Annotated in this window: 12 protein-coding genes; 5 read left to right on the forward strand and 7 right to left on the reverse strand. The window is 61.3% G+C overall.

The window, feature by feature from the left end; all coding sequences use genetic code 11:
• Positions 1-6: 6 nt before the first annotated feature.
• Positions 7-2088 (forward strand): ComEC/Rec2 family competence protein, encoded by a 2082-nt coding sequence (locus BD293_RS03405; protein WP_246086197.1) that lies wholly within the window; start codon positions 7-9, stop codon positions 2086-2088.
• Positions 2089-2485: 397 nt separating this feature from the next.
• Here the strand turns inward: BD293_RS03405 and grxD are convergent, their stop codons facing one another.
• From grxD to BD293_RS03425, 4 genes are all read right to left on the reverse strand, one after another.
• Complete coding sequence (grxD, locus tag BD293_RS03410) at positions 2486-2845, reverse strand: Grx4 family monothiol glutaredoxin (RefSeq protein ID WP_071468448.1); 360 nt, start codon at positions 2843-2845, stop codon at positions 2486-2488.
• Positions 2846-2874: 29 nt separating this feature from the next.
• Positions 2875-3117 carry a BolA/IbaG family iron-sulfur metabolism protein gene (locus tag BD293_RS03415; protein ID WP_142079872.1) on the reverse strand — a complete coding sequence of 81 codons (243 nt, stop codon included), beginning with the start codon at positions 3115-3117 and terminating at the stop codon, positions 2875-2877.
• 52 nt (positions 3118-3169) lie between these two features.
• Positions 3170-5335, reverse strand: a complete 2166-nt coding sequence (purL, locus tag BD293_RS03420; RefSeq protein ID WP_142079873.1) for a phosphoribosylformylglycinamidine synthase subunit PurL — start codon at positions 5333-5335, stop codon at positions 3170-3172.
• 694 nt (positions 5336-6029) lie between these two features.
• The gene (locus BD293_RS03425) at positions 6030-6923 is read right to left on the reverse strand and encodes a LysR family transcriptional regulator (protein WP_142079874.1); all 894 of its coding nucleotides are present in this window, start codon (positions 6921-6923) and stop codon (positions 6030-6032) included.
• 157 nt (positions 6924-7080) lie between these two features.
• Between BD293_RS03425 and BD293_RS03430 the strand changes: the two genes are divergently transcribed.
• The 4 genes from BD293_RS03430 to ccmE all read left to right on the forward strand — a co-directional run bounded on the left by BD293_RS03430 (position 7081) and on the right by ccmE (position 12978).
• Positions 7081-10497: an indolepyruvate ferredoxin oxidoreductase family protein gene (locus BD293_RS03430; RefSeq protein WP_142079875.1), complete on the forward strand. Its 3417-nt coding sequence runs from the start codon at positions 7081-7083 to the stop codon at positions 10495-10497.
• A gap of 72 nt (positions 10498-10569) precedes the next feature.
• The gene (locus tag BD293_RS03435; RefSeq protein ID WP_142079876.1) at positions 10570-11382 is read left to right on the forward strand and encodes a glutamate racemase; all 813 of its coding nucleotides are present in this window, start codon (positions 10570-10572) and stop codon (positions 11380-11382) included.
• A gap of 87 nt (positions 11383-11469) precedes the next feature.
• The gene (gene argC / locus BD293_RS03440; protein WP_142079877.1) at positions 11470-12498 is read left to right on the forward strand and encodes an N-acetyl-gamma-glutamyl-phosphate reductase; all 1029 of its coding nucleotides are present in this window, start codon (positions 11470-11472) and stop codon (positions 12496-12498) included.
• Between the two features lie 12 nt (positions 12499-12510).
• Positions 12511-12978 carry a cytochrome c maturation protein CcmE gene (gene ccmE / locus BD293_RS03445; protein ID WP_142079878.1) on the forward strand — a complete coding sequence of 156 codons (468 nt, stop codon included), beginning with the start codon at positions 12511-12513 and terminating at the stop codon, positions 12976-12978.
• A 321-nt stretch (positions 12979-13299) separates the two neighbouring features.
• Here the strand turns inward: ccmE and BD293_RS03450 are convergent, their stop codons facing one another.
• The 3 genes from BD293_RS03450 to BD293_RS03460 all read right to left on the reverse strand — a co-directional run bounded on the left by BD293_RS03450 (position 13300) and on the right by BD293_RS03460 (position 16580).
• On the reverse strand, positions 13300-14076 hold the full coding sequence (locus tag BD293_RS03450; protein ID WP_142079879.1) for an enoyl-CoA hydratase-related protein: 777 nt from the start codon (positions 14074-14076) through the stop codon (positions 13300-13302).
• A gap of 69 nt (positions 14077-14145) precedes the next feature.
• The gene (locus BD293_RS03455) at positions 14146-14604 is read right to left on the reverse strand and encodes a cytochrome c-type biogenesis protein (RefSeq protein WP_142084277.1); all 459 of its coding nucleotides are present in this window, start codon (positions 14602-14604) and stop codon (positions 14146-14148) included.
• A gap of 2 nt (positions 14605-14606) precedes the next feature.
• A complete protein-coding gene (locus BD293_RS03460; protein WP_142079880.1) occupies positions 14607-16580 on the reverse strand; it encodes a heme lyase CcmF/NrfE family subunit in 1974 nt (657 codons plus the stop codon).
• Between the last annotated feature and the right edge of the window lie 19 nt (positions 16581-16599).

The following is a 16599-nucleotide window of genomic DNA, read 5'->3' on the forward strand; positions in this document are numbered from 1 at the left end:
GTGCGCGTGTTGACCTTTTCTCTGCTGCGCCCAGCGCAGGTGCCCGCAGCGCTGGTTTCGGCCATCGCAGCGCAGCGCGGGCGATTGGTCTTGTTCGTGCCTGTGTTGCTGGCCATCGGCATCGGCATCTACTTTGCGCTGCCGCGCGACCCTGTGGCGCTGGAATGGGCAGGTGTGGGGGGGCTGGCCCTTGCTTTGGCGCTGCTGTCGCGCCGTGTGCCCGAAGACATTGCGCCCCTGATGCTGGTCTGCGCCTTGGTTGCGGCGGGGACCTTGGCGGCAGGGGCGCGGGCGGCGCTCGTCTCGGCCCCGGTGCTGCAATACCGCTATTTTGGCCCGATTGAGGGGCGGATTGTCAGGATTGACCGTTCGGCCACGGATGCGCTGCGCCTGACATTGGATCAGGTCGTGCTGGAACGGGTGGCGCATGCGCGCACGCCGGAGCGGGTGCGCATCTCATTGCATGGCGATCAGGGGTTCATCACGCCCGAGCCGGGCTTGCGTGTGGCCACAACCGGCCATCTGGCCCCGCCGCCCGCCCCGTCAGAACCCGGCGGCTTTGATTTCCGGCGTCTTGCATGGTTCGAGCGGTTGGGTGCGGTCGGCTATACCCGCGTGCCGGTGCTGGCGCTGGCCCCGGCGGACCAAGGGGCGGCAGGCTTGCGCATTCACCGGTTGCGCATGAAGATATCGGGCGCGGTGCAGGCGCATTTGCCGGGCGACAGGGGCGGGTTTGCTGCGGCGATCCTGACGGGCGACCGCTCTGGCATCGCGCAGGCGCAGATGGAGGAATTGCGCCGCTCAAACCTTGCGCATCTGCTGGCGATATCGGGGCTGCATATGGGGCTGTTGACGGGGTTTGTGTTTGGCCTGTTGCGGCTGGTCATGGCAATGGTGCCAGCGTTCGCGCTGCGCGCGCCCACGCGCAAGTTGGCCGCTTTGGGCGCGTTGGCGGCGGGGGCGTTCTATCTGGTGCTGTCGGGGGGCAATGTTGCCACTGAACGTGCCTATATCATGGTGGCGGTGATGCTGGTGGCAGTGCTGCTGGACCGGCGCGCAATCTCGCTGCGCTCCGTGGCGATGGCGGCGACGCTGATCTTGCTTTTGCGGCCCGAAGCGCTGGTGCAGGCGGGGTTTCAGATGAGCTTTGCCGCCACGGTTGCACTGGTCGCGGTGTTCCAATGGCTGACACAGGAACGGGGCTGGCGCGCGCGTATTCCGCGCTGGGTCTGGCCTGTGGTCAGTGTGGTGATCTGCTCGCTGGTCGCGGGCATTGCGACCGCGCCGATTGCAGCGGCCAGTTTCAACCGGATTGCGGAATACGGGCTGATTGCCAATCTGCTGGCGGTGCCCTTGATGGGTCTGGTGGTCATGCCAGCGGCAGTGCTGGCAGCCCTGCTTGCGCCCTTCGGGCTGGAATGGATCGGGTTGAAGCTGATGGGGCCGGCGATTGGCTGGATCTTGCATGTCTCGGCCTTTGTCAGCGGGTTGGAGGGGGCGGTGATGCCCGTGGCGCAACCCGCGCCGAGCGTGATCCCGGCATTGGTGCTTGGGGCCTTGTGGGTGATCGTGTGGCAGGGGCGGTTGCGCTGGGCGGGGGTGCCGGTGATGGCGCTGGCGCTGATTTTCTGGGCTGAAACCCCGCGCCCGACCCTGCTGATCGCGCGCGAGGGCGAAGTGGTCGGGCTGATGCCGGAGGGTGGCCCGCGCATGCTCAGCCGTGCGCGCGCGGGCAGTTTCACGGCTGAAAGCTGGCTGAGGGCGGATGGCGACAGTGCAACGCAGGCCGACGCCCATGCCCGCAGCGGGTTCGATCCGCGTGACACTGTGGTACATCTGCGCGGGGGCGGGTTCGACGTGGTGCATCTGGCAGGCCAACGCGCCTTGGCGCAGTTGGAGGCCGTCTGCCTGCCCGGCCGGATTGTGGTTGTGACGCAACACTCCGATGCGCGGCAGGCGCCGTGCCAGATCATCAGCCCGCGCGATTTGCGCCAAAGCGGCGCGCTGGCGTTGAGCGCTTCGGGGGGCACAGTCAGCATCCGCAGCGTTGCACAAGCCAGTGGCCAGCGGCGCTGGACGGGCCGGTAATGCTTCTCGCTGCGGTCGCCATTAGGGGGCGAGGGGCGGGTATGCGGGACTTTGCAGGCATTGCATTTCCGGGTGCAAAGCCGCGCAGCGTCGGGCCGCGGTGCGGCGATCCCCGGTTGATTTATAGCACTTTATGCCAGCCAAATCCGAGCAAGATCAGAGCGTTGCGCCTGTGTCAGCCAAATCGCCGTGCCGTGGGTGCGGCCCGGCGATGCGCGGCGGGCTGACGCCCTTGATTCCGCGCTTGGTGCGTCGCCTTGCCGACCGCAAAGCCCTTCAACCCGTCATCGTGTATCTTGTACGCGCTGGTCAACACCCCGCTTGCGCCCCAAGGGTAAGGCACAAAAAAACCCGGCCAGATTGGCCGGGCTGTTGCGCAGATGCGGGGGCATCGGGTTCAGGCATTCGCCTCGCGGATTTTCTCGGCGGCGTCCTTGTCATAGGTGACGCCCTTGGCCTCGAACAACTGGTCCAGCTCGCCCGACAGGGTCATTTCGGTGATGATGTCGCAGCCGCCCACAAACTCGCCCTTGACGTAAAGCTGCGGGATGGTGGGCCAGTCGGAGTAGTCCTTGATGCCTTGGCGCACGCTGTCATCGGCCAGCACATTCACATCAGTATATTCCACACCCATGAAGTTCAGCACCCCTGCAACACGGCTGGAAAAGCCACATTGCGGCATGGTTTTCGTGCCTTTCATATACAGCACGACATCATTGGCTTCGACAGTTTGCTTGATCTGGTCTTCGGCGCTCATGGCGGGTCCTTTCGGGCGTGTTTTGGGTCTTATTCGGGGGCTTTGGTGGTCAGCGCAAGGGCGTGCAATTCGCCATGATTGCCGTCCATCTTGCCCTTCAGCGTGGCATAGACTGCGCGTTGTTGCTGCACGCGGTTCAGGCCACGGAAGCTTTCGTCAATCACTTCCGCTGCATAATGGTTTCCGTCCCCTGCAAGGTCGGTGATGGTGATCTTGGCAGAGGGGAAGCCCTCTTTCAGCAGGGTTTCCAGTTCTTCGACAGTTATGGCCATCTTGCGGTTCCTATTCTAGCTGTGTGCAAGGTAATCCCCGCACAAGGACAGATCAAGCGTCACCGATGGCATGTGCAAAGGCCCCGCGATAGAGCGCAGACAAATCTGACAGCGCAGCACTGTCGCCGCCGAACTTTACCTGATCGCCGCCAAAGCGCCCGGCTGTTGTCAGCGTGACACCGGCTTGTCCAGCGGCCACCATCAGCGCCTCGGCCTGATCGAAGCTGCACGCGATCAGATAGCGCGCCTGATCCTCGCCAAACAGGTCGGCAATCTGGTCTGCATTCAGCGTGATGCCCAAGCCCGCTGCCTCGGCCATCTCGAAGGCGGCCAAGGCAAGGCCGCCATCTGACAGATCGGTCGCCGCCTTGACCAGTTCGCGGTTGGCGCGCAGAAACTCGCCATTGCGCCGCTCCATGTCCAGATCGACTGCGGGCGCATCGCCATCCTCAATCCCGAATGCCTCAGCCAGCAGGGCGGATTGCCCCAGATGGCCAATGCCGTCGCCGATCACCAGCGCCAGATCGCCATTCTCTGGCAAGCCGCTGATGATGTCGTCCAGCGTGTCAATCAGGCCCACCGCGCCAATGGTCGGTGTGGGCAGAATGGGCTGGCCATCGGTTTCGTTATACAGGCTGACATTGCCCGACACGATGGGCATGTCCAGCGCCGCACAGGCAGCGCCGATCCCTTTGATCGCACCGACAAGCTGGCCCATGATTTCGGGCTTTTCAGGGTTGCCGAAATTCAGGTTATCCGTGCTGGCCAAGGGCCGCGCACCGACAGCGCAGAGGTTGCGATACGCCTCGGCCACGGCTTGCTTGCCGCCCTCGTAAGGGTTGGCGCGCACGTAGCGCGGGGTCACATCGCTGGTGAAGGCCAGCGCCTTGTCAGTGCCGTGCACGCGCACCACACCTGCGCCAAGGCCGGGCGTGCGCACTGTGTCGGCCATGACTTGCGTGTCATACTGTTCCCACACCCATGCTTTATGCGCGTAAGAGGGGGCGGCGATCAGGGCGCGCAGCGCCTCTATCGGGCCGATTTCGGGGAAATCCCCCAACGCGGGCGCTGGCGGTGTTTCCACCCAAGGGCGGTCATATTCGGGCGCGCTGGAGGACAGTTTCGACAGCGGCAGATCGGCTTTTACATCATTGCCATGCAGGATCAGGAAGCGGTCCTCGGCAATGGTTTCGCCAACGATGGCAAAATCCAGATCCCATTTCTCGAAAATCGCGCGGGCCTCGGCTTCTTTGGAGGGCTTGAGCACCATCAGCATCCGCTCTTGGCTCTCTGACAGCATCATCTCATAGGCCGTCATCGCCTGCTCGCGCTGGGGCACCTGATCGAGTTGCAGCTTGATGCCAAGCCCGCCCTTGTCGCCCATCTCGACGGCCGAGCAGGTCAGACCCGCCGCGCCCATGTCCTGAATGGAAATCACGGCGCCGGAGGCCATCAATTCAAGGCAGGCTTCCAGCAGGCGCTTTTCGGTGAACGGGTCGCCCACCTGCACTGTGGGGCGCTTTTCCTCGATTGTGTCGTCGAATTCGGCGCTGGCCATCGTCGCCCCGCCAACCCCGTCGCGGCCTGTCTTTGCGCCCAGATAGACCACGGGCATACCGACGCCTGACGCTGCCGAATAGAAAATGCTGTCCGCATCGGCCAGCCCTGCCGCAAAGGCGTTGACCAGACAATTGCCGTTATAGGCCTTGTGAAACCGCACTTCGCCGCCGACCGTCGGCACACCAAAAGCGTTGCCATAGCCGCCAACCCCCTCGACCACACCGCGCACCAGATGGGTGGTCTTGGGGTGGCTGGTTTCGCCAAAGCTCAGCGCGTTCATGGCTGCAATGGGCCGCGCGCCCATGGTGAAGACATCGCGCAGAATGCCGCCCACACCTGTTGCCGCCCCCTGATAGGGTTCAATGTAGCTGGGGTGGTTGTGGCTTTCCATCTTGAAGATCACGGCCTGACCGTCGCCAATATCGACCACGCCCGCATTCTCGCCGGGGCCGCAGATGACTTGCGGGCCAGTGGTCGGCAAGGTGCGCAACCACTTCTTCGAGGATTTATACGAACAATGCTCGTTCCACATGGCAGAGAAAATGCCAAGTTCGGTGAAATTCGGCGCACGGCCCAGTATTTCTAGAATACGGTCGTATTCGTCGGGCGAAAGGCCATGAGCCTTGATCAGGTCAGTTGTGATGTCAGGTTCTGTCATTTTATGTTCCGCTGGTCTGCGCTTTCCATACTGAAACCGGCGCAGTGGTTAAAGGCTATAATTGTTCTTACCGCCCAATGGGGGCAAGGAAAGCACTGTGCAGCTCGCTGCAAAGCGGCGCTGTGGGGTGGCCTGATCGGGGTAGCATGGCGGTTGCCGGGCGTGGGATGGCGCGACAATCAGGGCGTGTGTTTGGCGCTGCGCGATATAGGGGGGATGCGGGCACTTGAGGGGGCACAACGGTTGGGCAAAGGCGGGCTTTGGGGCGCGGGCAAGATCAAATCTTGCGCCAGTGTCAAGCAGTTAGGCTGGCATTGGCCTGCGGAATCAAAGCGTAAATTATGCGCAATTTATGAACGGTATATTGCGTGTTCCCTCGCATCGTGGCCGGATTTCCAGCCCGATTCTGCGCCGCGCTGTACGCAAACTGCCGATTTCCCCGGCAAGCCTGCTGCAAATTGCATGTTTCGTAATCAACTTGGCTGTCGGGCAAAAAAAAGGCCGAGCAGATGCTCGGCCAAAGTCCAACAGGGAGGTAAGACACACGGCAAAAGCCGCCAGTGCCTTGACCCCAATTAAATTATTGCTCATCCATTACGCAAGTTAAATTATGTTGCGCCTGCGACATTGCCGCTATGCGTTGCAATCATGTCTCAGGGAGGTCACGGGTGGCAAGTGGCGATTTACGCCTGTGTCACGATTGCCGTGCGCGCCGATAGGCCACGATTTCCTCGACGACAAAATCCCGAAACGCACTGATCCTGCGCGAATGGCGCAGCTCTTCAGGATAGGCCAGAAACACCGGAATGTCCCCGCTCGCCACTTCAGGCAAGACATGGACCAGTTCGGGGAAATCCTCGGACACGTAATCAGGCAGCACGCCGATCCCCAGATGGTTCAGCACGGCTTGCAGCACACCGAAGTAATTGTTCACTGTGAAACTGGAGCGCAACGGGCGCGCCGTCAACTCTCGGATAAGTTGCGCGCCGACACTGACCTGCGCCGATGTGATGTTTTGCGAAATCAGACGGAAATCGGCCAGATCATCCAGCGTCGTCGGTGTGCCGTTCGATCGCAAATATTCTGCCGACGCATAAAGGCGCATGTTTACCGTCATCAGGCGTTTGCGGATCAGGTCGGCCTGACTGGGTTCCTTCATGCGGATGGCCACATCGGCCTCGCGCATCGGCAGGTCGAGCACGCGCTCTTCCAGCATCAGGTCAATCTTCAGTTCAGGATATTGCGCATAGAGCGAGGGCAGGCGCGGGGCCAGAAACAACGTGCCAAAGCCGGTCGTCGTGGTGACGCGCAACTCTCCATACACTTCGTCTTCGGCATCGCGGATGCGCGCGGCGGCTGATTCAAGCGTGCGGCTCATTGCTTTGGTCGCCTCAAACAGCAATTCGCCCTGTTCTGTCAGGATCAGCCCGCGCGCGTGACGGTGGAACAGAATCGAATCAAGCCCCTCTTCCAGCGCGCGAATTTGCCGGCTGACAGCGGATTGCGACAGTTTAAGTGTTTCACCAGCATGGGTCAGGCTGCCTGCATCGGCAACCGCGTGAAATATTCTAAGCTTGTCCCAGTCCATGGCGAAACATCCAAAAACGCGTTTCCGCAAACATATTCGAATCGTTCTACGGGTTTTTGCCTGATCACAAAAGCGCTTTACTTGAAAAATCTGCTTTGTAGGTCAGAAATATTGACCTATGATCGTTTCATACGCAACAATGCAAAGGGGAGTGCAGATGCTGCGGCAGGACATCTCGCTGAACGACCGTTTCGATATCACGAAATCAACTGTGCTGATGAACGGCACGCAGGCATTGGTGCGCCTGATGCTGCAACAGGCCGCGCGCGACAAGGCTGCGGGGCTGAATACGGCAGGATTTGTGACAGGGTATCGCGGCTCTCCGCTGGGGGCGGTTGACCAGCAGATGAACCGCGCCAAGGATCTGCTGGACGCGGCCAATGTGCGTTTCGAGGAAGGTCTGAACGAAGACCTTGCCGCGACCGCCCTTTGGGGCAGTCAACAGGCGGAGTTGCGCGGCGAAGGGCGGTATGACGGTGTCTTTGGGCTGTGGTACGGCAAGGGGCCGGGGGTGGACCGTTCGGGCGATGTGTTCCGTCATGCCAATATGGCGGGCACCTCGCCGCATGGGGGTGTGCTGGCTGCGATGGGCGACGACCACACAGGCGAATCCTCGACCACGTTGCACCAGTCCGACTGGGCGATGGTGGATGCCTATATGCCTGTTCTGTCGCCTGCCGGGGTGCAGGAATTGCTGGATTTCGGCCATTACGGCTATGCGCTGTCGCGGTTCGCCGGTGTATGGGTCGGCCTGAAAACCATGAAAGACACAGTCGAGGCGACCGCCGTGGTCGATGGCAACCCGCACCGGATGCAATTTGTGACACCAGATATGGCCCTGGCTGAGGGCGGGCTGAACATTCGCCTGATCGACACGCCGCTGGCGCAAGAAACGCGGATGATTGACCACAAGCGCTTTGCTGCCGAAGCGTTCAGCCGTGCCAATGGCATGGATAAACGGGTCTGGGGCAAACCGGGTGCGAAAATCGGCTTTGTGGCCGCTGGCAAGAACTGGCTGGATCTGGTGCATGCGCTGACCCTGCTTGGCATTGGCGAGGCAGAGGCAGAGCGCCTTGGGATCACCACCTACAAGGTGGGCCAGACCTTTCCGCTGGACATGGACGGGTTCCATGACTGGGCCGAAGGGCTGGACCTGATTGTCGTGGTCGAGGAAAAGCGCAAACTGATCGAAGTACAGGTCAAAGAGGCGATTTTCGATGACCGCCGTGGCCGCCGTGTCTATGGCTGGCACAAGGGCGACACATGGGAGAACGGGCGACGGATGGAGTTGTTTCCAACCCGCCACGCGCTCGACCCCATCATGATTGCCGAGAAACTGGGTGAAATCCTGATCGAAGAAGGGCGCGGCACCGACCGCGTCAAGGCGGGTCTGGCCATGCTGGCCGAGGCGCGGCGCGCGGATAACGCCACGGATATCGCCGCGCGCCTGCCCTATTACTGTTCCGGCTGCCCGCACAACTCCTCAACGAAGGTGCCCGAAGGCCACCGCGCCTATGCGGGCATTGGCTGCCATTACATGGTCCAATGGATGGACCGCAACACTGTGGGTTTCACGCAGATGGGCGGCGAGGGTGCCAACTGGATCGGTGAGGCGCCGTTTTCCACGCGGGACCATGTGTTCCAGAATCTGGGCGATGGCACCTATAACCATTCCGGTGTGCAGGCCATTCGTGCGGCCTTGGCGGCGGGCACGAATATCACCTACAAAATCCTCTATAACGACGCGGTCGCCATGACCGGTGGCCAAAAGAATGAGGGCGGCTTGTCGCCCAGCCAGATCGCGCAGGAATTGCGCGCGATGGGTGTCGGCAAGATCGAGGTCGTGTTCGACGAAAAGGAAGAACCAAACCGCGCCGATTTCCCCAAAGCCATCGGCTGGCACAAGCGCGCCGATCTGGAGGCCGTGCAAAAGGATTGCGCCACCTACAAGGGCGTTTCGGCCATTCTGTATGTCCAGACCTGTGCCGCTGAAAAGCGCCGTCGCCGCAAGCGGGGCGAATTCCCCGATCCCGACACCCGCGTCTTTATCAACACCGATATCTGCGAAGGCTGCGGCGATTGCGGCGTGCAATCAAATTGCGTGTCCATCGTGCCAGTGGAAACCGAGCTGGGGCGCAAACGCGCAATTGACCAGTCATCCTGCAACAAGGATTATTCCTGCCTCAAGGGGTTCTGCCCATCCTTTGTGACACTTGACGGTGCCAAGCCGAAACGCGCGGCAACCCAATCGGTAGAGCTGCCGAAACTTGCGCACCCCGCACTGCCCGAAATCAACGGCACGCATAACATCGTCATCACCGGCGTGGGGGGCACGGGCGTTGTGACCATCGGCGCGATCATCTCGATGGCGGCGCATCTGGATGGCAAGGGCGCTGGCATGATCGAGATGGCAGGGCTGGCCCAAAAGGGCGGCGCGGTGCATATCCATTGCCGCATCGCAGAGCGCCCCGAAGATATCAGCGCCATTCGCGTCGCCGTGGGAGAGGCACATTGTGTCATCGGCGGCGATCTGGTGGTGACAGCAGGTGGCAAGACACTGGGCCTCATGCGCAAGGGCCAGACAGGGGCGGCAGTGAACAGCCACGAGATTATCACCGGCGAGTTCACCCGCAACACCGAGTTCCGCATTCCGGGCACAGATTTGCAGATGGCCCTGCAAGCGCGGCTGGGCGACAAGCTGCATCTGTTCGATTACTCGGATCTGGCCAAGCAACTTCTGGGCGACAGTATCTTCTCGAACATGATCGCATTGGGGGCGGCGTGGCAAATGGGGCTGGTGCCGTTGTCCGAAGCGGCCATCTTGCGCGCGATCACGCTTAACAAGGCGGCAGTGGAGGGCAACACCCGCGCCTTCGCTCTGGGGCGCTGGTCGGTGGTCCATCCAAAGGCGGCCGCAAAGACATTGGCCAATTCCGTTGTGCAAAAGCCGCTTTCACTGGATGAAAAAATCGCCTTTCGTGAACAGCATCTCACCGCCTATCAGTCGAAGCGGCTTGTCAAACGCTACCGCAAGCTGGTGGATCAGGCCCCCGATGATCGCCTGCGCGAAGCTATCGCCAAAGGCTATCATAAACTTCTGGCCTATAAGGACGAATACGAGGTTGCGCGCCTGCATCTGGAAACGCTGGACAAGGCCCGCGCCGAGTTTGACGGCGATTTCACCCCCCGCTTTCATCTTGCCCCGCCGCTGATCTCGCGGATGGGGTCTGACGGGCGGCCCGTGAAACGCAGCTTCGGCCCGATGATGCTGCGCGGCTTCAAGCTGTTGTCGAAACTGAAACTCCTGCGCGCCACGCCTCTGGACCCGTTCAGCTATACCGCTGAGCGGCGGATGGAACGCCAGTTGATCCGCGACTATGAACAGCAGATGGCGCAGGTGCTCAGCGGTTTGACCCCGGACAATCACGCGATTGCCGTGGAATTGGCCGAATTGCCGCTGCAAATTCGCGGCTTTGGTCCGGTCAAGCACCGCAATGCCACCGCCGCCGACCAGCGCCGCGCAGAACTGATGGACGCCTTCAACGCCCCGCCCAGCCTGATGGCCGCTGAATAAGCGCAAACAGGCTGGATTTTCGCCCCTCGCCCCCGTATGCAAGGCCAAAGATATCAGGCTGGGGCAGGCGCAATGGCAGTAGGTGTATTCGATTCGGGGCTGGGTGGCCTGACCGTGCTGGGCGCGCTCAGCGCACGGCTGCCCGAGGTGCCCTTCGTCTATCTAGGCGACAATGCCCACACGCCCTACGGCGTGCGCGACGCCGAAGACATCTACACCCTGACCACCGCCGGGGTTGAACGGCTGTGGGAGGAGGGTTGCGATCTGGTGATCCTTGCGTGCAACACCGCGTCCGCCGCCGCCCTTAAGCGGATGCAGGAAACATGGGTGCCCGCTGACAAGCGTGTGCTTGGCGTCTTTGTCCCCCTGATCGAGGCGCTGACCGAACGCCAATGGGGCGACAATTCCCCCCCCCGCGAAGTCGCCGTCAAGCATGTGGCGCTGTTTGCGACCCCTGCGACAGTGTCCAGCCGTGCCTTCCAGCGCGAACTGGCCTTCCGCGCCATTGGTGTCGATGTCGAGGCGCAGCCTTGTGGCGGTGTGGTCGATGCGATTGAACAGGGCGATATGCAACTGGCCGAAGCGCTGGTCCATTCCCATGTCGAGGCGCTTTTGCGCCGCATGCCGCGCCCGCAAGCGGCTGTGCTGGGCTGCACGCATTATCCGTTGGTGGAACATGCGTTCCGCGAAGCGCTTGGGCCATCGGTAGATGTCTATTCGCAGCCCGATCTTGTCGCGGCCAGCCTTGACGATTACCTCAAACGCCGCCCCGAAATGCTGGGCGCAGGCCAGAGCAGCCTGTTTCTGACGACAGGCGATCCGGTCAATGTCGCGCGCAAGGCCACGCAGTTTCTGCGACGACAGATCGCCTTTCAGACGGCCTGAGCTCATTTTCTTGCCTTAAATACTCCCCGCGCGGAGCGCATGCACCACCCGCCGCCCCGCGCAACGATCTATACAGGGACGCAGCACATGACCAAGACTATCGCCATACTCGGGGCTTCCGGCTATACGGGCGCGGAACTCGTCCGGCTGATTTCGACGCATCCTGACCTGAAGATCACGGCCTTGACGGGCGAGCGCAAAGCTGGCCAACCTATGGCGCAGGTCTTTCCATTTTTGCGCCATCTTGACCTGCCCGATCTGTGCCGGATTGAAGAGGTTGATTTCGCAGGCATTGATCTGGCCTTTTGCGCGCTGCCACATGCGACCTCTCAGGCGGTGATCAAAGAGTTGCCGCGCGATCTGAAAATCGTGGACCTGTCCGCCGATTTCCGGCTGCGCGATCCGGGTGACTATGAAAAATGGTATGGCAAGCCCCATGCCGCGCCAGAGTTGCAGCGCGAGGCCGTGTATGGCCTGACCGAATTTTACCGCGATGATATCCGTGCCGCGCGGCTGGTTGCGGGCACGGGCTGCAATGCCGCGACCGGGCAGTATATCCTGCGCCCGCTGATCGAGGCGGGCGTGATTGATCTGGACCGCATCATTCTGGACCTGAAATGCGGGGTCAGCGGGGCAGGGCGCGCATTGAAGGAAAACCTGCTGCATGCGGAACTGTCCGAGGGCACGCAGGCCTATGCCGTGGGCGGCACGCACCGGCATCTGGGCGAGTTCGATCAGGAGTTCAGCGCATTGGCTGGCCGTCCTGTTCATATCCAGTTCACCCCGCATCTGGTGCCGCTTAATCGCGGTATTCTGGCCACAGCATGGGTCGATGGGGACGCTGCGCGCCTTCACGAAGTTTTGCAGGCCCGGTATTGCGCTGAATCAATGATTTGCGTGCTACCTTTTGGCACAACACCCTCGACTCATGATGTGCGCGGTTCAAATTTCGTGCATATCGGGGTCGTTGGGGATCGTGTGCCCGGTCGGGCATTGGTGGTGGCTGCATTGGACAACCTGTGCAAAGGCTCCAGCGGGCAGGCCATCCAGAATGCGAACCTGATGCTGGGACTGGAGGAGACGGCAGGTCTGATGGGCGCGCCGCTCTTTCCGTGAAACGAGGACGAGATGAAAAGCCTTAAGAAAACACGCCGTATTCAGATTATCGCGGTCGCTGCCGTGGCACTGACGCTGTCCACATTGCTGATCGGTTACGCAATGCGTGACGGGATCAACTTCTTCCGCTCGCCCTCGCAGATCATGGCGGAACCGCCAGCCCCGACCGAAGTGTTTCGCATCGGCGGGCTGGTTGTCCCCGGCTCGATCGTGCGCGGCCAATCCGACACAGTCAGATTTCACGTGACCGATGGCCCTGCGACGGTCGAGGTGCATTTCCGTGGCATCCTGCCGGACCTGTTCAGCGAGAATGAAGGGATGGTCGGCACCGGTCGTCTGGTCGACGGTGTGTTTCAGGCCAGCGAGATTCTTGCCAAACATGACGAGCAATATATGCCGCGCGAGGTCATGGAAGCGTTGCAAGCGCAAGGTGAATGGCATGGGCCAGACCCGCAAAGCCTGCCAGAGCCGCAAAGATGAGCGACGCCCGGCGATAGGTTGGTCTGAACGCTTGTCCGCAGCCTGATCGTCACGCGTGCGTTGCGGACAGTTAAATGGGTATGCGCCACGCGCGGAGCAAAGGCCGAAGGCCGCCGCGCATCGCCTGGCCGCCCCCCGGCGCGGCGATTTGGCTGACGCCTGCGCATCGCCTTGATTTCTCGCGGATTTGGCCAACATAAAGCGCTAAATCTTGAATCTGGGATCGCCGCACCGCAGCCCGACGCTGCGCGGCTTTGCACGTGCAACGGCTATGTCCGCATAGGTTTGGTTTACCAGACCAACCGTTAACCGATTACGGCCTCAGCGGCCCTCAAACCTTGCAGGGCGCTTTTCCAGAAAGGCCAGCACCCCTTCCTGAAAGTCGCGGGTCTTGCCGGCTTCGGCTTGCAAATTGGCCTCGAGTGCCAGTTGTGCGTCAAGTGTGTTGGCAAGGCTGGTGCGCAGGGCTTTGCGGATATTGCGATAGGCGACAGTTGGCCCCTCGGCCAAGGTGCGCGCGCGGGCCATCCACGCTTCCTCAAAGCTGTCATCGGCGACTGCTTCCCAGATCATGCCCCAGTCGGCGGCCTGTTGTGCGGAAAACTTCTCGGCAAACAGCATTGCCCCCATCGCGCGGGCAAAGCCGATCTGGCGGGGCAGGAACCATGTGCCGCCCGCATCAGGTATCAGCCCGATCCGGCTGAACGCCTGAATGAAACTGGCCGATTGCGCCGCGATCACCACATCCGCTGCCAGCGCCAGATTGGCCCCCGCACCTGCGGCAGAGCCGTTGACCGCCGCGATCACAGGTACGGGCGCGTCATAGATGGCCCGCAACATCGGCTCGTATTCTTCGCGCAGGGTGCGTTCCAGATCAATCTGTGCCGCATTGCCCCCATCGCCCAGATCCTGCCCGGAACAAAACGCCCGACCACTGCCTGTCAGCACCAGAACACGTGCGCGCGCACCAAAGTCTTTCAGCGCATGGGTCAACTCCGCGCGCATCTGCTTGTTGAGCGCGTTCATAACCTCGGGGCGGTTGAGGGTGATAATTCCTACGCCGCCCTCAAGGCGGGCAAGCAGCGTCTCGTATTCCATGCGTGATCTCCGACATTGTGCCGCGTCATCATAACGTGCCGTTCTGCCAAGAGAAGCCCGGACGGTGCGTCAGTCTTTCAGAAGTTCTTTCAGACGCTTTTGTTCATCGTCGCTTAACCCGCCTGACGAAGGCTCTGGCGCAGTTTCGCGCCGCCGCAGATACAGCCCCGCCGACAGCATCGCAATCACGAACAGAACCGGCGCTGCGACCCACAGGATGATATTGGCCCCGTCAGTGGTGGGGCGCAGCAACACGTATTCGCCGTAGCGGTCCACGATAAAGGACAGCACCTCTGGGTCGCTGTCGCCTTCGACCAGTCTTTCGCGCACCAGCAGGCGCATGTCGCGTGCCAGCTCCGCATTGGATTCGTCGATGGATTCGTTGCGGCAGACCAGACAGCGCAACCCTGCAGAAATATCGCGCGCACGCGATTCCAGCACCGGATCATCCAGTATTTCATCGGGTTGCACCGCCCATGACGGGCTGGCCAGTGCGATCAGCAAACTTGCTAGGAGCAGGCGAAACATGGTCATTCCGCCGGCACCGCATCTGTGCGGGTGCGGTCTGCGCCCGCTGCAATCCTGTAGCGCCGGTCTGACAGGCTGAAAATACCGCCCAAGGCCATCAGGAAACACCCAAACCACAGCCAGTTGGCGAAGGGTTTGATATAGGTGCGCACGGCCCAGCCCCCGTTATCCTGTGGATCACCAAGGGTGATATACAGGTCGCGGTGGATTTTATAGTCAATCGCCGCTTCGGTCGTGGGCATACCTGCGATCGGATAAAAGCGTTTCTCCGGCTGCAAGGTGGTGATCAGGCGACCATCACGATGTGCCTCCAGCGTGCCCATGGTCGAGACATAGTTCGGCCCTTGCACACGGTCGACAGAGGTCAGGGTCAGTGTATAGCCGCCCTTGTCGAAACTCTCGCCGATCTGGACAACCCGAATATCCTCGGATTCCCAGCCGACCAGTGCCGCTACGGCAAACATCGACACCCCAAACCCGGTATGCGCTGTGCACTTGCCCCAATCGGCGCGCGGCAAACGGCCCAGCCGCTTCAGCCGGTTACCCAAGCCCCCGCGTCCGGTTCTGGCCCAGACATCCGCCATCGCCCCAAGCACAACCCACAGCCCCAGCGCCAGACCCACGGGCACAAGCGGTGAGTTGCCGGTTTGCAACGCCCATGTCACGGCGCCCATCGCCACAGAAAAGGCCGCAAGCCCCCAAAGCGGGCGCAATGTGCGCGACAGGTTTCCGCGCTTCCACGGCAACATCGCCCCGATCGGCAACACCATTGCCAGTGCCACCATGAACGGGGTGAAGGCCATGTTGAAGAAGGGCGGACCGACCGACAAAACCCTGTCGAACAGCATTTCCGCCACCAGCGGCCACATGGTTCCGATGAAGATCACGAAGCTTGAGACTGCCAAAAGGACATTATTGACCACCAGCGCCGACTCGCGGCTGACAGTGGCAAAGACGCCCTTCGCCTCTAGCACAGGCGCGCGGATGGCAAACAATGTCAGCGCACCACCCATAAAGGCCGCAAGGATCATCAGAATGAATACCCCGCGTTCAGGGTCCATTGCGAAGGCATGCACCGAGGTCAGCAGCCCAGAGCGCACGATGAATGTGCCCATAAGCGAGAAGCCGAAACCAAGGATCGCCAGCAGGATTGTCCAGCTTTTCAGGGTTTCGCGCTTTTCCACCACGATGGCGGAATGCAACAGGGCGGCGGCAAACAGCCACGGCATCAGACTGGCATTCTCGACCGGGTCCCAGAACCAGAACCCGCCCCAGCCGAGTTCGTAATACGCCCACCACGAACCGGTTGCGATGCCGATGGTCAGAAACACCCATGCCGCCAGCGTCCAGGGCCGCACCCAGCGCCCCCATGCCGCATCAACGCGCCCTTCAATCAGGGCCGCAACTGCGAAGCTGAACGCCATCGAAAGGCCGACATAGCCCAGATACAGAAACGGCGGATGAAACGCGAGGCCGGGGTCTTGCAACAGCGGGTTCAGGTCGGTCCCGTCAAAGGGCGGGCTGACCAGCCGTGTGAACGGGTTGGACGTGAACAGCGTAAACGCCATGAAGGCAGCGGTGATGGCCGATTGCACAGCCAGAACCCGCGCTTGCAGCGAGGCGGGCAGATTGCCGCCAAACCACGCCGCCGACGCGCCAAACAGCGCCAGAATCAGAACCCAGAGCAGCAAAGACCCCTCATGGTTCCCCCAGACGCCGGAAATCTTGTAGATCAGCGGCTTGAGCGTGTGCGAATTGTCCACAACCAGCTTGACCGAGAAATCCGACACCAGAAAAGAATAGGTCAGCGCGGCATAGCTGAACGCCACCAGCAAGAACTGGACCGTGGCCATCGGATTGGCCACGACCATCCAGTCGCGCCACCCTTTATGGGCGCCCACCAGCGGAATTATGGATTGCGCCATTGCCACAGCAAAGGCCAGAATCAGAGCGAAGTGTCCAAGTTCTATAATCATAAGAGTGGTTCTATCCTAA

Source organism: Roseinatronobacter monicus (assembly GCF_006716865.1).
GTDB lineage: Bacteria > Pseudomonadota > Alphaproteobacteria > Rhodobacterales > Rhodobacteraceae > Roseinatronobacter > Roseinatronobacter monicus.

Coding starts and splice junctions, on each gene's coding strand:
- purL (WP_142079873.1), bottom strand. CDS start 5,335: ATGACAGAACCTGACATCACAACTGACCTGATCAAGGCTCATGGCCTT.
- BD293_RS03415 (WP_142079872.1), bottom strand. CDS start 3,117: ATGGCCATAACTGTCGAAGAACTGGAAACCCTGCTGAAAGAGGGCTTC.
- BD293_RS03455 (WP_142084277.1), bottom strand. CDS start 14,604: ATGTTTCGCCTGCTCCTAGCAAGTTTGCTGATCGCACTGGCCAGCCCG.
- BD293_RS03425 (WP_142079874.1), bottom strand. CDS start 6,923: ATGGACTGGGACAAGCTTAGAATATTTCACGCGGTTGCCGATGCAGGC.
- grxD (WP_071468448.1), bottom strand. CDS start 2,845: ATGAGCGCCGAAGACCAGATCAAGCAAACTGTCGAAGCCAATGATGTC.
- argC (WP_142079877.1), top strand. CDS start 11,470: ATGACCAAGACTATCGCCATACTCGGGGCTTCCGGCTATACGGGCGCG.
- BD293_RS03435 (WP_142079876.1), top strand. CDS start 10,570: ATGGCAGTAGGTGTATTCGATTCGGGGCTGGGTGGCCTGACCGTGCTG.
- BD293_RS03430 (WP_142079875.1), top strand. CDS start 7,081: ATGCTGCGGCAGGACATCTCGCTGAACGACCGTTTCGATATCACGAAA.
- BD293_RS03450 (WP_142079879.1), bottom strand. CDS start 14,076: ATGGAATACGAGACGCTGCTTGCCCGCCTTGAGGGCGGCGTAGGAATT.
- ccmE (WP_142079878.1), top strand. CDS start 12,511: ATGAAAAGCCTTAAGAAAACACGCCGTATTCAGATTATCGCGGTCGCT.
- BD293_RS03460 (WP_142079880.1), bottom strand. CDS start 16,580: ATGATTATAGAACTTGGACACTTCGCTCTGATTCTGGCCTTTGCTGTG.